Consider the following 18,641-nt stretch of genomic DNA (forward strand, 5'->3'; position numbering starts at 1 on the left):
TAAAGCACTATTCAAAAAAAAGACTATCTTTGAGTACGTTTAATTCCAATTATAGCCATCAATGAGAAAACGGAATATTCTAATACTATTACTATCCATGATAGGCATGTATGCTTTTGCCTATCCAAATATGATTGTAGAACACTACACGGCTGAACGTGGTTTGCCTAATAATATCGTAAACTGTACATTAAAAGGACAAGACGGATTTATCTGGTTCGGTACCTGGTATGGACTATGCAGCTTTGACGGAAGTAAATTCCGTTCCTACGATAATCATGACGGCTTTTATTCCACAGACATTCCGCCGCGTAAAATTCAGCGTATCGTAGAAGATAAGAATGGTTTTCTGTGGATTAAGACTATCGACCGTAAACTCTATCTGTTCGATAAACGGCATGAGAGCTTTCATGCCGTCTACGATGATGTGAAAGAATATTCCGAGAACATTCAGATTATCAAGATTCAGACGACCGAAGACGGCGACGTATTGTTGCTGACAAAAGATAAAAGTCTTTTGCGTGCGTATACCGACAAGGAAGGTAAAATAACGATGAAACAATTGCATGATTCGCGTCCTAACGTGAACGTGTACGACATGCGTCTGAAACACAACATATTCTGTGAAACAGCCGAGTTTATCAATTGGATCGGTATGGATTATCAGATTCTGTCCCTACGGAAAGGGGAAGCGCTGAAAGACAAACCTGCCGACTTTATACAGAAAAAGGTATCTGCCAACCCGGATCAGTTTACTTGTGCCTCTTATAATTCTAAATTCTTATGGTTGGGAGACAAGAAAGGCCACATTTATAGCATTGATCCGCAAAACGGAGTTGTCAACCGTTACGAGATACCGGAAATCAAACAGCCGGTTTCTAATTTGTTGGTAACGGAATCCGGTTTGATGTACATTACCACCAACGAAGGAGCATACGAGTACAATATCGGCTACAAGCAGTTGACCAAGCTCCCCTTTACCATCCCCGAAAAAGACAATGGAATTATATTCTATGATAAATACGATAAGGTATGGTTTCAGGAAGGCAACCAGGCATTGACCTATTATGATCCCCTGAACAGGAGCCACCACCGCTTTACATTCCCCAATCAGAACGCAATCGGCAATTTTGAAATGCAGGATGCCGGCGAACAAGGCATGTTCTTTATGACTCCGGGAGGAGAAATTCTTCTATTCGACAGGGAGAAACTGGAAATGACCCGTATCAACCAATTGAAGCCTTTCTCCGACGATCTTCCCAATCAGCTTTTCTTCCATCTTCTGTTGGATAAAGATGGCATCCTTTGGCTGGCATCTACGAGCAGCGGAGTATACAGGCTTAATTTCCCCAAGAAGCAATTCCAACTGCTGACAGAAGTTTCTCCATCTCCGGTAGTGCCCGAGAGATCAACTTCCTGGAACCAGGGAATACGAGCTCTCTTCCAGGCGCAAAATGGGGATATTTGGGTAGGAACCCGCTGGCAAGCTCTGTATCGCCTGGATCGTAATGGACAAGTGAAACAAATCTTCTCGGATAAGAATTACTTGTTGGGAGCCGTATATCATATTATGGAAGACAAAGACGGTAATCTTTGGTTTTCCACCAAAGGAAACGGGCTTGTCAAAGCCGAACCGGACATGAATTCACCGCATGGGTTGCGTTTTACCCGTTATATCAATGACCCCAAAAATCCGAATTCTATCAGTAACAACGATGTGTACTTTACCTATCAAGACAGCCAGGGGCGCATTTGGGTAGGATTACTGGGAGGAGGTCTGAATCTAATTTCCGAAGAAAAAGGAACAATTACCTTTATACATAAATACAATGGCTTGAAACAATATCCTGCATACGGTCTTTATATGGAGGTGCGTACCATGACAGAAGATGAAGACGGACGTATTTGGGTAGGAACAATGGATGGCTTGATGTCTTTCGACGGACATTTCACTGCCCCCGAACAGATCCAGTTTGAAACGTACCGCCAGGTCAGCGAAAATTCAAATGTAGCGGATAATGATATTTATGTACTCTACAAAGATACTGATTCGCAAATCTGGGTAAGTGTGTTCGGAGGCGGTTTGAATAGATTAGTCCGCTATGATAAAGAAAAACGTGAACCGATCTTCAAATCCTATGGCATACGCGAAGGAATGAATAACGATGTAGTCAAATCCATCGTAGAAGATAAAAACGGTAACTTATGGTTTACAACGGAAATTGGCTTGTCTTGTTTCAATAAAGCTACCGAACAATTTCGTAACTACGACAAATACGACGGTTTTCTGAACGTGGAATTGGAAGAAGGTAGCGCCCTTCGTACCTTGAATGGAGACTTGTGGATTGGTACCCGGCAGGGAATCCTGGCATTCTCTCCCGACAAACTGGAAACATTGCATACAAACTACGATACACGTATTGTTGACTTTAAAGTTTCCAACCATGATTTGCGTAGTTTTCGCGAATGTCCGATCCTGAAAGAATCCATTACATACGCCAAAGCAATCCAGCTGAACTACAATCAATCCATGTTCACGATTGAATTTGCCGCATTAAATTTCTACAATCAGAACCGGGTATCTTACCGGTATATACTTGAAGGATATGAAAAAGAATGGCACTATAATGGGAAAAACCGTATCGCCTCTTATACCAACGTACCTCCCGGAGATTATACATTCCGTGTAGAAACCGTAGATGAAGCCAATCCGGAGCTGGTTTCCAACTGCACATTGGCCATCACTATCCTTCCGCCATGGTGGTTAAGCTGGTGGGCAACTCTTATATATGTAATTTTAGGTTTGGCAGCTCTCTATTTCAGTCTGCGCCTGGCCTTCTTCATGCTCAAAATGAAGAATGATATTTATATCGAACAGAAGGTATCAGAAATGAAAATTAAGTTCTTTACCAATATTTCCCATGAATTGAGGACTCCTTTGACATTGATAAAAGGTCCGATACAAGAACTGAGAGAACGCGAAAAGCTCTCCCCGAAAGGATTACAATATGTGGAACTGATGGAAAAGAACACCAATCAGATGTTGCAATTAGTAAATCAGATACTTGATTTCCGGAAGATTCAGAACGGCAAGATGCGTTTGCATGTGTCATTAATTGATTTTAATGAGATGATAGCTTCTTTCCAAAAAGAATTCCGGGTACTTTCCGAAGAAAACGAAATCAGTTTTACTTTCCAGTTGCCGGATGAACCAATTATGGTATGGGCGGACAAGGAAAAAATGAGCATTGTTATCCGCAATATCATATCCAACGCATTCAAATTCACTCATTCCGGAGGAAGTATTTATATAACTACCGGATTGACAGACGACGGTAAACGTTGTTATGTACGAGTAGAAGATAATGGAGTAGGTATTCCACAAAATAAACTGACCGAGATTTTCGAACGCTTCTCGCAAGGAGAGAACGCAAAAAACTCCTATTATCAGGGCACTGGTATCGGATTGGCACTTTCAAAAGAGATCGTCAATCTGCATCACGGACAGATTCGTGCCGAAAGTCCCGAAGGACAAGGGGCGGTGTTTATAGTGGAACTCCTGATGGATAAGGAACATTACCGCCCGTCGGAAGTAGACTTTTATGTGGGAGATACGGAGACAGCTCCTGTTTCTGTAGAACAAAATCCTGTTGCAAATGCCACATCCGAAGACAGTACGGAAGAAGAACCAGAAATCGACGCTTCATTACCGACCCTTCTGTTGGTGGAAGATAATAAAGACCTTTGCCAGTTGATAAAGCTTCAGTTGGAAGACAAGTTCAATATCCATATTGCCAATAACGGAGTAGAAGGTTTGAAGAAAGTACATCTGTATCATCCGGATATTGTAGTGACCGATCAGATGATGCCCGAAATGGATGGGCTTGAAATGTTGCAATCCATCCGCAAAGATTTCCAGATCAGCCATATCCCTGTCATTATCCTGACTGCGAAGAATGATGAAGGCGCCAAGACCAAAGCGATCACTTTAGGGGCAAATGCCTACATCACCAAACCTTTTAGTAAGGAATATCTATTGGCACGTATCGACCAGTTGCTTGCCGAACGGAAACTGTTTCGTGAACGAATCCGTCAGCAAATGGAAAACCAGACAACGACCGAAGAAGACAGCTACGAACAATTTTTGGTAAAGAAAGACGTACAGTTCCTCGAAAAGATACATCAGGTCATTGAAGAAAATATGGACGACAGTGACTTTAACATTGACACCATAGCATCCGGTATCGGATTGAGCCGTTCGGCATTCTTTAAGAAACTGAAGAGTCTTACCGGCCTGGCACCCGTTGACCTGGTAAAGGAGATCCGTTTGAATAAATCTATCGAGCTGATTAAAAATACGGATTTAAGTGTTTCCGAAATTGCTTTTGCTGTCGGATTCAAAGATTCGGGTTACTATAGCAAGTGTTTCCGGAAAAAATATAATCAGTCCCCTCGCGAATATATGAATGAATGGCGGAAAGGAGAGAGATAACCGATTACAAAATGCTTTCTTAATCGTCCTTTTAGAAACCTAATTAAGATTCGAAAGAATGAACAACATTAAGAAAGTATTATCAGCGTGGATGCTGGTTGCCTGTGTACTACCTGTGGCAGCCCAGTATCCTGTGATTCCGGACTCGGTAAAAGCAAGAGGAGCAAAACAAGAAGCGGAGTTTGAACGGAAATCGGATGCGGCATGGGAAAAAGCTTTGCCGACAGTGTTAGAAGAAGCAAAGAAAGGTCGTCCCTATAAGCCTTGGGCCTCCAAACCCGAAGATTTGATAAAAAGTAATATCCCGGCTTTCCCCGGAGCGGAAGGCGGAGGCATGTATACTCCCGGTGGTCGTGGAGGTAAAGTGATCGTGGTCACTTCGCTGGAAGATTCCGGTCCCGGAACATTACGCGAAGCCTGCGAAACGGGAGGTGCACGTATTATTGTATTCAATGTAGCGGGAGTGATTCGTTTGAAAAGCCCGATTAGTGTACGTGCCCCTTATGTAACGATTGCCGGACAAACGGCTCCCGGAGATGGTATCTGCGTCACCGGACAATCTTTCCTGATCGATACACACGATGTCGTGATTCGTCACATGCGCTTCCGCCGCGGTGCGCAGGACGTAGCTTTCCGTGATGATGCAGTAGGAGGGAATGCAGTGGGGAATATCATGGTAGACCATTGCTCCGCCAGTTGGGGATTGGATGAAAATATGTCTATCTACCGTCATGTATACAACAGAGGAGCAGATGGACACGGGCTGAAACTTCCGACGGTAAACATTACCATCCAGAATTCTATTTTCTCTGAAGCATTGGATACCTACAATCATGCTTTCGGTGCAACCATCGGTGGGCATAACAGTATGTTCTGCCGTAATCTCTTTGCTTCCAATATCAGCCGGAATAGTTCGGTAGGTATGGACGGCGACTTTAACTTCGTCAATAATGTTGTTTTCAACTGGTGGAACCGTTCCGTAGACGGAGGCGATCACAACAGTTTCTACAATATGATAAACAACTACTTCAAGCCCGGTCCGATCACTCCGATAGGTAAACCGATTTCTTATCGTATTCTCAAACCGGAAGCGGGACGTGACAAAAACAGACCGCTTTCATTCGGAAAAGCATACGTAAATGGAAATATTATCCATGGCAATGCCAAAGTTACAAAAGATAATTGGGACGGAGGCGTACAACTTAAAGAAGAGGTGGACGCCGCAAAGTTTCTGCCGCTAATTAAATCGGACGAGGCTTTTAAAATGCCACCGGTAACTGTAATGGATACCAAAAAAGCTTATACCTTTGTATTAGATAATGTAGGAGCTAATTTTCCGAAACGTGACGCAGTAGATGCACGTGTCATTAAAACCGTACAAACAGGAAAGGCCATTTATGCGAAAGATGCACCGGAGTTTGTCTCTCCTTACGTGAAGAGACGGTTACCGGCTGATTCTTACAAGCAAGGTATCATCACAGATATTCGTCAGGTAGGCGGACTGCCCGAATATAAAGGTGAAGCGGTAGTAGACTCGGACGGCGACGGTATGCCGGATGCTTGGGAAATTGCCAACGGATTGAATCCAAACGACCCGGCTGACGCAAACATGGATTGCAACGGTGACGGATATACCAATATTGAAAAATACATCAATGGTATAGACACCAGAAAGAAAGTGGACTGGACAGACTTGAAGAACAATTACGATACATTGTCTAAACGGAAAAGTCTGTTGTAACCGGATGAAAAGATGATAAAGTTTATTGTAATGAATATACAAGTAAGAACGATCCTTTTAGGATTATTGAGCATTGGGTTTGTGCAAAGTTATGCGCAAACCTTTGCTTTACAGGTTAAGAATGACCAGATCACTTACCTGAATGATGATCGGGGAAACCGGATTCTCGATTTCTCTACATGCGGATATAAATCCTCCGAACAGGATATTCCTTCTGTCCGCAATGTGGTGTTTGTACCCTGGAAAGCCGGAGATAATACTGCACGTATTCAACGTGCCATTGATTATGTAGCTTCGCTGACTCCTGACGCTTCTGGTTTTCGGGGAGCCGTATTACTCGATCAGGGAGAATTTTCCCTGTCCGGCAGTATTCGTATCTCCGCATCCGGAATTGTATTGCGGGGTACGGATAAAGAAAAAACAATACTGCTGAAAAAGGGCGTAGACAGAGGTGCGCTTATCTATATGGAAGGAGTGGACGACCTGAATGTACAAGACACATTGAAGGTGCTTTCCCACTATGTTCCGGTAAACGCGAGAACATTGGAAGTCGCTTCGGGTGTTTCTCTGAAAAAAGGAGACCGTGTCATGGTTACCCGTCCTTCCGGCAAAGAATGGATTGCCTCTTTGGGTTGTGATATCTTTGGAGGAGGTATCAGCGCTTTGGGATGGAAAGAAGGTGACATGGATCTGACTTGGGACAGAACAGTCTGCGAAGTAAACGGCAACCAAGTAACACTGGATGCTCCGCTGACCGTAGCTTTGGATGCCAACTATGGAACTTCTTCTCTGTTGACTTATCAATGGAACGGACGTATTCACGATTGTGGCGTAGAAAATATGACACTGATTTCTGATTACGACAAACGTTATCCTAAAGACGAGGATCATTGCTGGACAGGTATTTCCATTGAAGATGCGGAAAACTGTTGGGTGAGACTGGTTAATTTCAAGCATTTTGCAGGAAGTGCTGTAATTGTTCAGCGTACAGGTTCCAAAATTACCGTTGAAGACTGTATCTCGAAAGAACCCGTTTCAGAAATCGGAGGGATGCGTCGTTGCACTTTCCATACGCTGGGACAACAAACTTTATTTCAACGCTGCTATTCGGAACAGGGTATTCATGACTTTGCTGCCGGATATTGTGCAGCCGGTCCCAATGCTTTTGTACAATGTGATTCGTATGAATCTTTGGGATTCAGTGGCTCTATTGATGCCTGGGCATGCGGACTATTGTTTGACGTAGTAAATATCGACGGTCATAACCTGACTTTCAAGAATTTGGGACAAGATAAAAACGGAGCCGGTTGGAATACGGCAAACAGCTTGTTTTGGCAATGTACCGCAGCGGAAATCGAATGTTATGCCCCGACAAAAGATGCGATGAACCGTGCATACGGTTGTTGGGCACAATTCTCCGGTGACGGTGAATGGGCACAGTCCAACAATCATGTACAACCTCGCAGTATTTTTTATGCTCAATTGGAAGAACGGTTGAACAAAGAATGTGCAGAACGTGCACGTATTCTGCCCAGAAATACAAGTGCAACCAGTAGTCCTACAGTGGAAGTAGCTATGGAACTCGCTAAAGAAGCATATAAACCACGATTGACATTGGAACATTGGATCGGCGATAACAAGTTTGCTCCTTCGGTGGCATCAACCGGAGTAAAATCAATTGATGATATTAAAGAGAAAAAGAGCGCTGCACTTGCAAATTCTTCTTCTTTTTCTGCTGCTGCTAAATTATTAACCCAACCGGAAGTAACTGTAACCAATGGACGTATTCAGATGAACGGTGCTCTATTGGTGGGAGGCAGTCATACCACCCCTTGGTGGAACGGAAAGCTCAAAACCAATTATCTAAAAAAGGCAAGTCCGGCCATCACCCGCTTTGTGCCGGGACGCGAGGGATTGGGATTAACCGACCGCATTGATTCTGTAGTCGACTTTATGAAACAGAAAAACATTCTTGTTTTCGATCAGAATTATGGTCTTTGGTATGATCGTCGCCGGGATGACCACGAACGGGTTCGCCGTCGGGATGGCGATGTATGGGGACCTTTCTATGAACAGCCATTCGGTCGTAGCGGTCAGGGAACAGCATGGGAAGGATTGAGCAAATATGATTTGAAACGCCCTAATGCATGGTACTGGAACCGCTTAAAAGAGTTTGCGGAAAAAGGAAATAAGGACGGACTGCTGTTGTTCCATGAAAACTATTTCCAGCACAATATATTGGAAGCCGGTGCGCATTGGGTAGATTCTCCATGGAGAAGCAGCAATAACATCAATCAGACCGGATTTCCTGAACCTGCTCCATTTGCCGGAGACAAACGAATCTTTGTGGCGGATATGTTCTATGATATCAGTCATCCTGTTCGTCGTGAATTGCACAGACAATATATCCGTCAGTGCCTGAATAACTTCGCAGACAATTCGAATGTTATTCAGTTGACAAGCGCCGAATTTACAGGCCCGTTGCACTTCGTACAATTTTGGTTGGACGTGATAGCTGAATGGGAAACTGAAACCGGGAAGAAAGCAAAAGTGGCATTGAGTACAACGAAAGACGTACAGGATGCAATCCTTGCAGATCCTAAACGCGCTGCCGTAGTAGATATTATTGATATCCGGTATTGGCATTATAAGACGGATGGAATCTTTGCGCCGGAAGGTGGAAAAAATATGGCACCACGTCAGCACATGCGGAAGATGAAAGTGGGAAAGGTAACTTTCACAGAAGCATATAAAGCTGTCAATGAGTATCGTCAGAAATTTCCTCAAAAGGCAGTGACATTCTACGCACAGAATTATCCGGCTATGGGATGGGCTGTGTTTATGGCAGGAGGTTCATGTCCTGTAATTCCGTGCACAGATAAAGCGTTCCTGAAGGATGCAGCAGCCATGGAAGTGGAAGAAACAAATACGGATGAGTACAAGAAAATGGTAAAATCTGATATTGGAAGTATCATTTATTCCAAGTCCGAAACAGAAATTCCTGTTCAATTATCGTCCGGAAAGTATGTATTAAAGTACATTCATCCTGCTTCCGGAAAGATTGAAACGATAAATAAATCACTGAAAATAAATGGCTTATACAATCTAAAGGTGCCAGATAAGAAAGAAGGCATTTATTGGTTCCATAAGTTATAAAGCAGAGAATCCCGTTGAAGACCATTCAGCGGGATTTTTGCTTTTTATTGGTAATTTCTAGTAAAAGAGTGTTATAAAACATGATACTTGTTTTTTCAATCCACAAACCAGATTTTACCTAACGTTGCGGTCGATACTGCTTAGTTTTGCAACATCAAATCAATCGAATTAATGCTATGATGGAACAGACTAATCATTCAACCGACACTTTGCTCGCTTCTTTTCAAGCGGGAAACATGGCAGCTTTTTCACAGCTGTATAACTTGCACATCAACGTCCTTTTTAATTACGGATTGAAGTTGACCATTGATAAAGAGTTACTGAAAGATTGTATTCATGACATCTTCGTGAAACTCTATACAAAGAAAGATGAATTAGGCACCATTGATAATTTGAGATCTTATTTATTCATCTCCTTAAAGAATAAGTTGTGTGATGAACTTCGCAGACGTATGTATATGTCTGATACGGCAGTAGAAGAAGTTAGCATATCCACTCCTACAGATGTAGAAGATGATTATATGGAAGAAGAGCAACGCAAGAATGAATTTTCATTGGTTAGACGTCTGCTGGATCAATTATCTCCCCGCCAACGTGAAGCGCTTACATTATATTATATAGAGGAAAAGAAATACGAGGATATCTGCGAGATTATGAATATGAATTATCAGTCTGTACGCAATTTGATGCATCGCGGATTGACAAAATTGCGTAGTCTGGCGAGTTAATTTTAGTAAAAAGGTAAATGGATTGAGTACATAGACAGGATAACGCCGTCCTACTTATGTAAACGCTTAAAAAGGATGCGATATGTGCTCAAAGGTAATGGATTTTTTGACGGATGATGATTTTATCAACTATGTGCTGGGTGTAACTCCGCAATCAGCTTCCCAATGGGAAACTTATTTCAGAGAGCACCCGGAAGAGATGGTAGATGCAGAAGAAGCTAAAGCTGTATTATTGGCTCCGGCAAATGTAGACTGTGGCTTCTCAATAGTTGAAAATAACGAATTGAAAGATAGGATTATTAGTAGTATAAAAGATTTTTCGGGTATTTTGTAGATAGGTTAGTATAGTTAAGATAAAGTAGTTAGGTTAGTTAAGGCATTAAAAGATTGACGCGGCCTTTCACAGGAGGTTTAATTTTAAACACTGTGAAAGGCTGCGTTTTTTATTTGTTCTATTCAGGTTTATCGCCAGATTCCTGAATATCGAAAGCACTACTGAAACTGACTATTAATACGATACATCCGCCCAATATGCCGATAAGCATATAAGCGATACGGATATCGAACGCCTGCGAGATGGCACCGATAAGCAGGGGAGCAATCAGCGAACCTATAAAACTGATGCTTGACAGAATGGTAAGTGCAATACTGACCGGTGTTTTTGATTTGGCTCCCACGAAGCTGTACAAAGTAGGCACAATGCAGGAAATACCCAAGCCGACCAGCATGAAACCTAAAGAATTGATGATTACTTTCATAGCCATAGATTCGAAAACTCCTCCTAACAGGGCAGAAACAAAAAAGCCGATACAGATAAAGCTGCCCGCCAGTTGCAGGACTTTCTTCTTTCCCCAAAGCTGATAAGCATAGTTAGTCAGGAAACGGCCCGTTGCCATCATAATCATAAATACAAGAAAACCGATTTGCAATGATTTAGGTACATGAACCACTGATTCGAAATAAACGGCACTCCAGTCGAACATCGCACTTTCTACAATCAGCGCAAACAGTCCGACAAGTCCTAACTGCAAAAGCAACATTTCCGGTTTTTGAAATAACAGGCGAAAACCATTGGGAGCTTTGGCCGTATTTCTTTCCTGCGTCTTTGTATCAGAAACTTCCGCTTCCTGCGGTGCGCTCTCCTGCAAATATTTCCGCCCGGAAAGTGCAATTATAAGGATGATTATAAATATCAGTGTGTAATGCCAAATAGGGGAGACTCCTGCCAAAATCATTACGAAGCCGATAAGTGCTCCTGCACATGCCCCCAGACTCCATCCTCCATGAAAAGTGGCCATAATGGTTTTACCATAGATACGTTCCACCTCAATGCCTTGTGTATTGAATGATATATCACACAAATTCCAGCACACCCCGAAGCAGAAGAGCAGAAAGCCTAAAAGATAGACCTCATGAGCCAGCCCGATGCAAAGCAGAGATGAAGCGTATCCCAGGATACTGACCTGTACCATGCTCCGGCTTCCTAACTTCGAAACAAGATAACCAGCCAAGGGGATCGCGACAAATTTTCCGACAGGGATCATAAATAAAATCAGTCCCCAGTAGAAAGCATAATTTGCGGCAAAAACGTCTTTAAAATCAGGGATTCGGCTAGCCCAACTTGCCATACAAAGTCCTTGGGCAAAGAAAAAAGTCAATATGGCAAAACGTATTCTCTCTTTTGGATGCGTAAATTGGTTATTCATGCATTTTTTATTTTTAATCGCGGCAAAGGTATCTATTTTTTTTGTACTTTTGCGCCCGATTTAAAAATATCATATTCATGAAGACAGGCGAATCTTTATTATCCATAGGTAAATTTATTGCAGAATATTCAGCCCATTTAATGGGAGCCGGAGTACACACCTCGCGGGTAGTACGTAACACAAAGCGTATTGGAGAGGCTTTCGGACTAGATGTCAAATTAAGCGTATTTCATAGAAACATCATTCTGACTATTATAGACAAAGAAACAAACGAGGCTTGTAACGAGGTCATAGACATTCCTGCACACCCGATCAGTTTTGAACATAATTCAGAGTTAAGCGCATTAAGCTGGGAAGCAGTAGACAATCATTTGTCATTGGAAGAATTGAAAGACAAATACAAGAAGATTATTTCTGCTCCGCGGATACATCCGCTTTTCGTTTTACTACTGGTAGGATTTGCCAATGCGTCTTTCTGTAAATTGTTCGGCGGTGATTTAATTTCGATGGGAATTGTGTTCTCGGCTACCATTACAGGATTCTACCTGAAACAACAAATGCAGGCGAAAAAGATCAATCATTATGTTGTATTTATAGTCTCGGCTTTTGTTGCTTCCCTGTGTGCTTCCACCGCGCTGATTTTCGACACAACTTCGGAGATTGCCATGGCAACCAGCGTGCTTTATCTTGTGCCTGGGGTGCCTTTGATTAATGGCGTGATTGATGTAGTAGAGGGATATGTATTAACAGGATTTGCCCGTCTGACAGAGGCTTCTTTGCTGATTGTCAGCATCGCTATCGGACTTTCCTTCACATTATTAATGGTAAAAAACAGTTTAATTTGATATGATAGCACTTGACATTCTTACGGATGGATTTTTTGCAGCAGTAGCAGGTATAGGATTTGGTGCAATTTCCGATCCTCCTTTGCGTGCATTCAAGATGATTGCCATACTGGCAGCATTGGGACACGCTTGTCGTTTTTGTTTAATGACTTATTTAGGCGTGGATATTGCCACAGGTTCGTTGTTTGCCGGATTAGTCATCGGCTTCGGCAGTTTGTGGTTAGGGAAAAAAGTATATTGCCCGATGACGGTATTGTACATTCCGGCGTTACTTCCCATGATTCCGGGAAAGTTTGCATACAACATGGTATTTTCACTTATCATGTGTCTGCAAAATGTGAATGATCCGGACAAGCTGGACAAGTTTATGTCGATGTTCTTCTCTAATACTCTGATAGCAAGCACAGTGATTTTCATGTTGGCGGTAGGAGCTACGTTCCCGATGTTCCTGTTCCCACATAGAGCCTTTTCATTAACAAGACATTAAAACGAACTTTTATGGAGATTTTTTGGAGAACAATTGCATATTATAATTCAGCTACCTGGCTGTTACAGATAGTTATCATTCTGATTGGTATTGCATTGACCGGATTGCTTATCGGCCGACCACGTCCGTGGGTGAAAATGGCGATGAAGTTCTATATGATAGGTCTGTATACGTGGATTTCTCTGGTCTACTATTATATCTATTGTGAAGAGCGTAGTTATAATGGAGTAATGGCTATGTTTTGGGGTGTGATGGCTATCATTTGGATATGGGATGCGATTACGGGATATACTACCTTTGAACGTACCCACAAATATGATCTACTGTCTTATGTGCTGTTAGCAATGCCTTTTATATATCCTTTGGTTTCATTGGCACGCGGACTTTCATTCCCGGAAATGACTTCTCCGGTCATGCCTTGTTCGGTAGTGGTGTTTACCATCGGATTGTTATTGCTGTTTGCGCAAAAGGTCAATATGTTTTTGGTATTGTTCCTTTGCCATTGGTCACTGATCGGATTATCCAAAACTTATTTCTTTCAGATTCCGGAAGATTTCTTATTGGCAAGTGCCACGATCCCCGGCCTGTATCTTTTCTTTAGGGAATATTTCCTGAATAATCTGCATGCCGACACCAAGCCGAAAGCAAAATATATCAATTGGCTGTTGATAAGCGTTTGCGTCGGACTGGCCGTGTTGCTGACTACTACCATGTTTTTGGAATTGGTTCCGAAAGGTTAATTCGGAAACATAGAAGATATTCAAATCAAAAAAAGAGGCTGTTCAAAAAACCTTGATTTTATAAAATCGTCCTTACTACGATAGACTATAGTAAGGACGATTTTTCTTTTAGGAACTTTGAGAACAGTTTCTTTTATATATCGTATCGTTTACTTAATTGCGTAGAATATCCGTAAGGCATATTGTATCACTGCATCAGGCAACCATTTTTTACTCTTCGCAAACAATACCTGTATCCAGGGACCTACTTTCGTCCGAAAAGGAGGATTGGTACGTTCCACTATCTTACAGATGGCAGCACCCAACTTCCGCGGATGGCATCCATTACGTTCTTCTTTTTCTATAATCTCTAATGATTTCAGAAAACTTTCTCCGTAATCGGCATCCAGTCTTGTCTGTTCAGAAATATTCCGGTTATCAGTAAATCCGGTGTTGAAGTCTCCCGGTTCTACTACACAAACCTTTATATGGAACGGATGAACCTCTAAAGCCAATGCTTCGCTATATCCCTCCACTGCAAATTTCGAAGCAGAATAAAATCCCTGATAGGGGATTCCCATTACACCACCGATAGAACTGATATTGATAATCTTGCCCTTTCGTGCCTTTCGCATAGATGGCAAAACAGCTTTACACATATTCACTACACCGAAGAAGTTTGTATTCATTTGTATATTCACTTCTTCTTCAGTGGCAAGTTCCAATGCGCCGCCGATACCTATTCCAGCATTATTAATCAATACATCAATCCGTCCCTGCTCCGATAGAATCCGCTCTACGGCCTGACAAACGGAAAAGGAATTGGTGACATCGACAACAAGCATTTTTACATGATTCATGCCTTCAGAAGGTTTCCGGCTTGTTCCATAAACGATGTGCCCACGTTCCGATAACATTTGAGCGGTAATCTTACCGAATCCGGAAGATGCTCCGGTGATAAGTATGACTTGTGGTTGCATATTTCTTATTTGCGGTATGGTACTAACTGCTCAATTATCATTTCTCCAAGATAGCAGTCATTTCTTCCCGCCAATCTTCACCATTCTTCGGTTGGAACGTTTCAAATCCCAGTTCTTTGCCGATTTGGATATTAGAAGCGCCGTCATCAACAAATAAAGTTTCGGAAGGAATGATATTACAATCATTCACCATAAATTCGAAAATTTCGGGTGCAGGTTTCGTGTGACCGACCTGATAAGACAAATATAGTTTGTCACAATAATCATTCAACGGCTTTTTCTTCGATGAGAAATCGGGGCTGCATGCCCACGACATAACAAAAGGATTGGTATTACTTAAAATATACACATGATAGGACTTTCTCAATTCCAATATATAATCGAGCTTATTTAGATTTACTTCGTTGAAAAAGCCCAGCCATGCCTGTTTGGTTTCCTCCATCGTCAATGGACGGCCACATAAATCCCCCAGTTGTTTCCGAAACTCATCCGCACTTAGCTTTCCTTCTTCCAGTTCTTGAAAGATGCCGGTCTGGTGATATTTATCCAGCCGGGTATCAGCATCTGCCAGTCCCAGTTTGATAAATGCCTGAACCGCTTTGTCACGATCAATATCTACAATCACCCCTCCAAAATCAAATACAATGTTTTTAATCATGATATATAATTTTTTTGTTTGCTACAAAGATACGGCTTATCTTCTTAATTAACAGTGCACAACGGCTTGATATTTGTCAAAAAAACATAGTGACGCTATCCTTGCCAAATAGTGTCACTATCACACCCGGATAGCGTAGCTATAAGGAGAGGATAGCGTCACTATACTTTTTGTATGACTTAGGGAAGGATAAATACCGATTATTTTTTATATTTGCAAATCCAATCAATCCTTTGTAAAGACAAAAATAGAGTTATGAATAACCTTCGAATTTTATTGTATATGATGCTCCTTTCATTGGCTGCATGTCATCCGGAAGGAACGAGTGTGAAGCAAGGGTTAGACAAAGCCGCACAACTCATGGCACAGGACCCGGATACGGCATCTATTATTCTTGAGACTATTCAGACAAGTCAAATGAATGAAGCTCAACTGGCAGAATATAATTTATTGTGTACCCAGCTCAACGAGGACAAAAGTATTCCTCATTCTTCTGATAAGCAGATCAGGCAGGCGGCATCTTATTATGAGAAGAATGGCAATGAATATCAAAAATCAAAAGCATATTATTATCTTGCGTGTGTAGAAAGTGATCTGGAACAGCAAGAGGAGGCAGAAATCCACTTTAAGGAGGCAATCAAACTTGCCAAAGAAACAGAGGTATACGATCATCTGGCAAAAATCTGCAAACGATGTAGTCTTTATTATCAGAAATACGGTAACTTTGATGAAGCACTGGAAATGGAAAGAAAGGCATACGCCAGTCAGTTGATGTTGAATGACGGTAAAAACGATTCCTCAGTGATTCTTTCTTCTGCTTTAGGAATGTTTGGTGTGATGTCTTTATTGCTTGGACTACTCTGGAAGAAAAACCGGCACGTACTTTCCCAACTGGATCTTTTCAAAGAAGAAATACTGAAGAAAGATGTTGAATCGGATAAGCTGATGTTGCAATGTAACCACCTTGAAGAGAAGTATCAGTCTCTTCAACTACATATCTATGAAAGTTCTCCCGTTATCTCAAAAGTACGACAGTTTAAAGAACGGAATGTTTTGTCTTCTAAGATCCCTTCTTTCTCCGAGAAAGACTGGACAGAGTTACTGCGACTTCAGGAAAATGTTTATGGACTTGTATCTAAATTAAAAGAAATAGGTCCGAAGCTCACGGAAGAGGATTTAAGGGTATGTGCTTTTCTGCGGGAGGGAGTCCAACCTGCTTGCTTTTCTGATTTAATGAAACTGACTACAGAAACGCTGACCCGGAGAATCTCCAGAATAAAAACGGAGAAACTGATGTTGGCAAATTCTAAAGAGTCACTGGAAGATATTGTGAAATCATTGGGGGCTCCTTCATTTTAGTACAGCAATTAATTATTATCTGGTAATGATTCATTATCTCCTTACTACATTTAAGGATTCTCGTTGCAGAGATTAATGGTTTTTAGTACAGAAATTAGTAATCTTTTATGCAGTCGGGTAGTTGTCCCGTTATAACGGGACGATGGTCATCCTATAGGGTGACAAATGTCACTTTATAAGGTGACAGGGCAGACGCATTATATTTTTTACTATCCTACTCCTGTTTTCATTCTATTTATATAATTGATTATTAACTTATTAATTCTTTCTTATTTCGACTATTTTCCTTATCTTTATAAGATATTATAAAACATAAACTAACATGAAAATAGGGATAATTGACCTTTGTAAACAAATAGAAGATCCTAGAATGAACCGTAAAAAAGTCCATAAAATGGAAACCATCGTCTATATATCCATTGCTGCTGTAATTTGTGGTGCCCAATCCTGGAATGAGATTGAGGAATTTGGCAATGCCAAAATTGCTTTTTTCAAAAGTCGCATACCTAATCTGGAGTTCATCCCCAGCCATGATACTTTTAATAGATTCTTTAGCATCATAAAGCCCGAATATTTTGAATTGATCTTCCGTAATTGGGTCAAACAAGTCTGTCAGGAGGTGAAAGGGGTTATAGCTATAGATGGCAAACTTATGCGTGGTCCAAGTAAATGTGACGGAGAACATACGACGGGAAAGGAAGGATTCAAATTATGGATGGTTTCCGCATGGTCCGCTGCCAATGGAATTTCTTTAGGACAAGTGAAGGTGGATGATAAAAGTAATGAAATTACCGCTATTCCATTGTTACTAAACTCTTTGGATCTCAATGATTGCATTGTCACAATTGACGCGATGGGCTGCCAGACAGATATAACACGGACCATCATTGAGCGTGACGCAAATTATATTATAGCTATAAAGGATAACAAGAAGAAAAACTATCAACTGGCCAAACAGATCATTGAAGATTATCAGGATAAAGACGAAATAATCAATAGAGTCACCAGGCATGTGTCCCAAAATACCGGACATGGAAGGATAGAGACAAGAACTTGTACTGTAGTTAGTTATGGACCTATAATGGAAAAAATGTTTAAAAAGAAACTTGTGGGACTGAAGTCTGTTGTTGGGATAAAATCGGAAAGAACAATAGTGGCAACAGGAGAATATACACAAGAGGTAAGATACTATGTAACTTCAATGGATAATACCAAACCGGACGAAATTTCCTCTGCCATCAGACAGCATTGGTCTATTGAAAATAATCTGCATTGGCAACTGGATGTTACCTTTCGAGAAGACTATAGTAAAAAGGTCAAAAATGCAGCCAGAAACTTTTCCGCAGCAACAAAAATGGCACTTACTATCCTGAAGAAGGATAAAACAACTAAAGGAAGTATGAATCTAAAAAGGCTAAAAGCTGGGTGGGATGAAAAATATTTATCAAAACTTTTACAGGATAATGATTTTTAATGCGTCTGCCCTGTATAAGGTGATATTTGTCATTCTGTAATATGATTATCTGTCTTCAAAAAGATTGAAATCACTAAAGATACGAAATTAAATAGTAAAAAGCAAGAGTGACACTTGTTTTTCCTAATATCCTAATGAATCCATATGTGACACCTTGGCATTCTCATGCCATTTACTATCCTATGCCATTGCTTTATTTGTACCTGATTTATCTTCTGTCTGTTTTCGTCTATTCTTTCATCTTTGTTATTGTTGATTATCAATATCTTATCGTTAACTCCCGTCCGTAACCGTCC

Annotated in this window: 13 protein-coding genes; 10 read left to right on the forward strand and 3 right to left on the reverse strand. The window is 41.3% G+C overall.

Annotated elements, in window-relative coordinates; all coding sequences use genetic code 11:
• Positions 1–61 precede the first annotated feature (61 nt).
• From CJF29_RS11610 to CJF29_RS11630, 5 genes are all read left to right on the forward strand, one after another.
• A complete protein-coding gene (locus CJF29_RS11610) occupies positions 62–4,492 on the forward strand; it encodes a two-component regulator propeller domain-containing protein (RefSeq protein ID WP_099147307.1) in 4,431 nt (1,476 codons plus the stop codon).
• A 58-nt stretch (positions 4,493–4,550) separates the two neighbouring features.
• Complete coding sequence (locus tag CJF29_RS11615) at positions 4,551–6,233, forward strand: thrombospondin type 3 repeat-containing protein (protein WP_099147306.1); 1,683 nt, start codon at positions 4,551–4,553, stop codon at positions 6,231–6,233.
• 30 nt (positions 6,234–6,263) lie between these two features.
• Positions 6,264–9,389, forward strand: coding sequence for a DUF6298 domain-containing protein (locus CJF29_RS11620; protein ID WP_099147313.1), 3,126 nt, complete (start codon positions 6,264–6,266; stop codon positions 9,387–9,389).
• A 176-nt stretch (positions 9,390–9,565) separates the two neighbouring features.
• Positions 9,566–10,117 carry an RNA polymerase sigma factor gene (locus tag CJF29_RS11625; protein ID WP_004296026.1) on the forward strand — a complete coding sequence of 184 codons (552 nt, stop codon included), beginning with the start codon at positions 9,566–9,568 and terminating at the stop codon, positions 10,115–10,117.
• Positions 10,118–10,199: 82 nt separating this feature from the next.
• Positions 10,200–10,451, forward strand: coding sequence for a hypothetical protein (locus CJF29_RS11630; RefSeq protein WP_099147305.1), 252 nt, complete (start codon positions 10,200–10,202; stop codon positions 10,449–10,451).
• A gap of 118 nt (positions 10,452–10,569) precedes the next feature.
• Here CJF29_RS11630 and CJF29_RS11635 read toward each other — a convergent pair whose 3' ends face one another.
• Positions 10,570–11,823, reverse strand: a complete 1,254-nt coding sequence (locus CJF29_RS11635) for an MFS transporter (RefSeq protein WP_099147304.1) — start codon at positions 11,821–11,823, stop codon at positions 10,570–10,572.
• Positions 11,824–11,900: 77 nt separating this feature from the next.
• Between CJF29_RS11635 and CJF29_RS11640 the strand changes: the two genes are divergently transcribed.
• Genes CJF29_RS11640 through CJF29_RS11650 form a run of 3 tightly spaced genes read left to right on the forward strand, consistent with a single transcriptional unit; the run spans position 11,901 to position 13,895 of the window.
• A complete protein-coding gene (locus CJF29_RS11640; RefSeq protein ID WP_004296023.1) occupies positions 11,901–12,668 on the forward strand; it encodes a threonine/serine exporter family protein in 768 nt (255 codons plus the stop codon).
• 1 nt (position 12,669) lies between these two features.
• Positions 12,670–13,155, forward strand: coding sequence for a threonine/serine exporter family protein (locus tag CJF29_RS11645; protein WP_004318282.1), 486 nt, complete (start codon positions 12,670–12,672; stop codon positions 13,153–13,155).
• An 11-nt stretch (positions 13,156–13,166) separates the two neighbouring features.
• Positions 13,167–13,895 carry a DUF6064 family protein gene (locus tag CJF29_RS11650; RefSeq protein ID WP_004296021.1) on the forward strand — a complete coding sequence of 243 codons (729 nt, stop codon included), beginning with the start codon at positions 13,167–13,169 and terminating at the stop codon, positions 13,893–13,895.
• Positions 13,896–14,044: 149 nt separating this feature from the next.
• Here the strand turns inward: CJF29_RS11650 and CJF29_RS11655 are convergent, their stop codons facing one another.
• Positions 14,045–14,854 (reverse strand): SDR family oxidoreductase, encoded by an 810-nt coding sequence (locus CJF29_RS11655; protein ID WP_099147303.1) that lies wholly within the window; start codon positions 14,852–14,854, stop codon positions 14,045–14,047.
• Between the two features lie 37 nt (positions 14,855–14,891).
• Positions 14,892–15,512, reverse strand: coding sequence for an HAD family hydrolase (locus tag CJF29_RS11660; protein WP_015531094.1), 621 nt, complete (start codon positions 15,510–15,512; stop codon positions 14,892–14,894).
• A 255-nt stretch (positions 15,513–15,767) separates the two neighbouring features.
• On the opposite strand from CJF29_RS11660, the gene CJF29_RS11665 reads away from it, so the two are divergent.
• Both CJF29_RS11665 and CJF29_RS11670 read left to right on the forward strand, forming a co-directional pair.
• Positions 15,768–16,871 (forward strand): tetratricopeptide repeat protein, encoded by a 1,104-nt coding sequence (locus CJF29_RS11665; RefSeq protein ID WP_099147302.1) that lies wholly within the window; start codon positions 15,768–15,770, stop codon positions 16,869–16,871.
• Positions 16,872–17,193: 322 nt separating this feature from the next.
• Positions 17,194–18,345 (forward strand): ISAs1 family transposase, encoded by a 1,152-nt coding sequence (locus tag CJF29_RS11670; RefSeq protein ID WP_099147672.1) that lies wholly within the window; start codon positions 17,194–17,196, stop codon positions 18,343–18,345.
• The last annotated feature ends 296 nt before the right edge of the window (positions 18,346–18,641 follow it).

This window comes from Bacteroides celer (genome assembly GCF_002632415.2).
Lineage (GTDB): Bacteria > Bacteroidota > Bacteroidia > Bacteroidales > Bacteroidaceae > Bacteroides.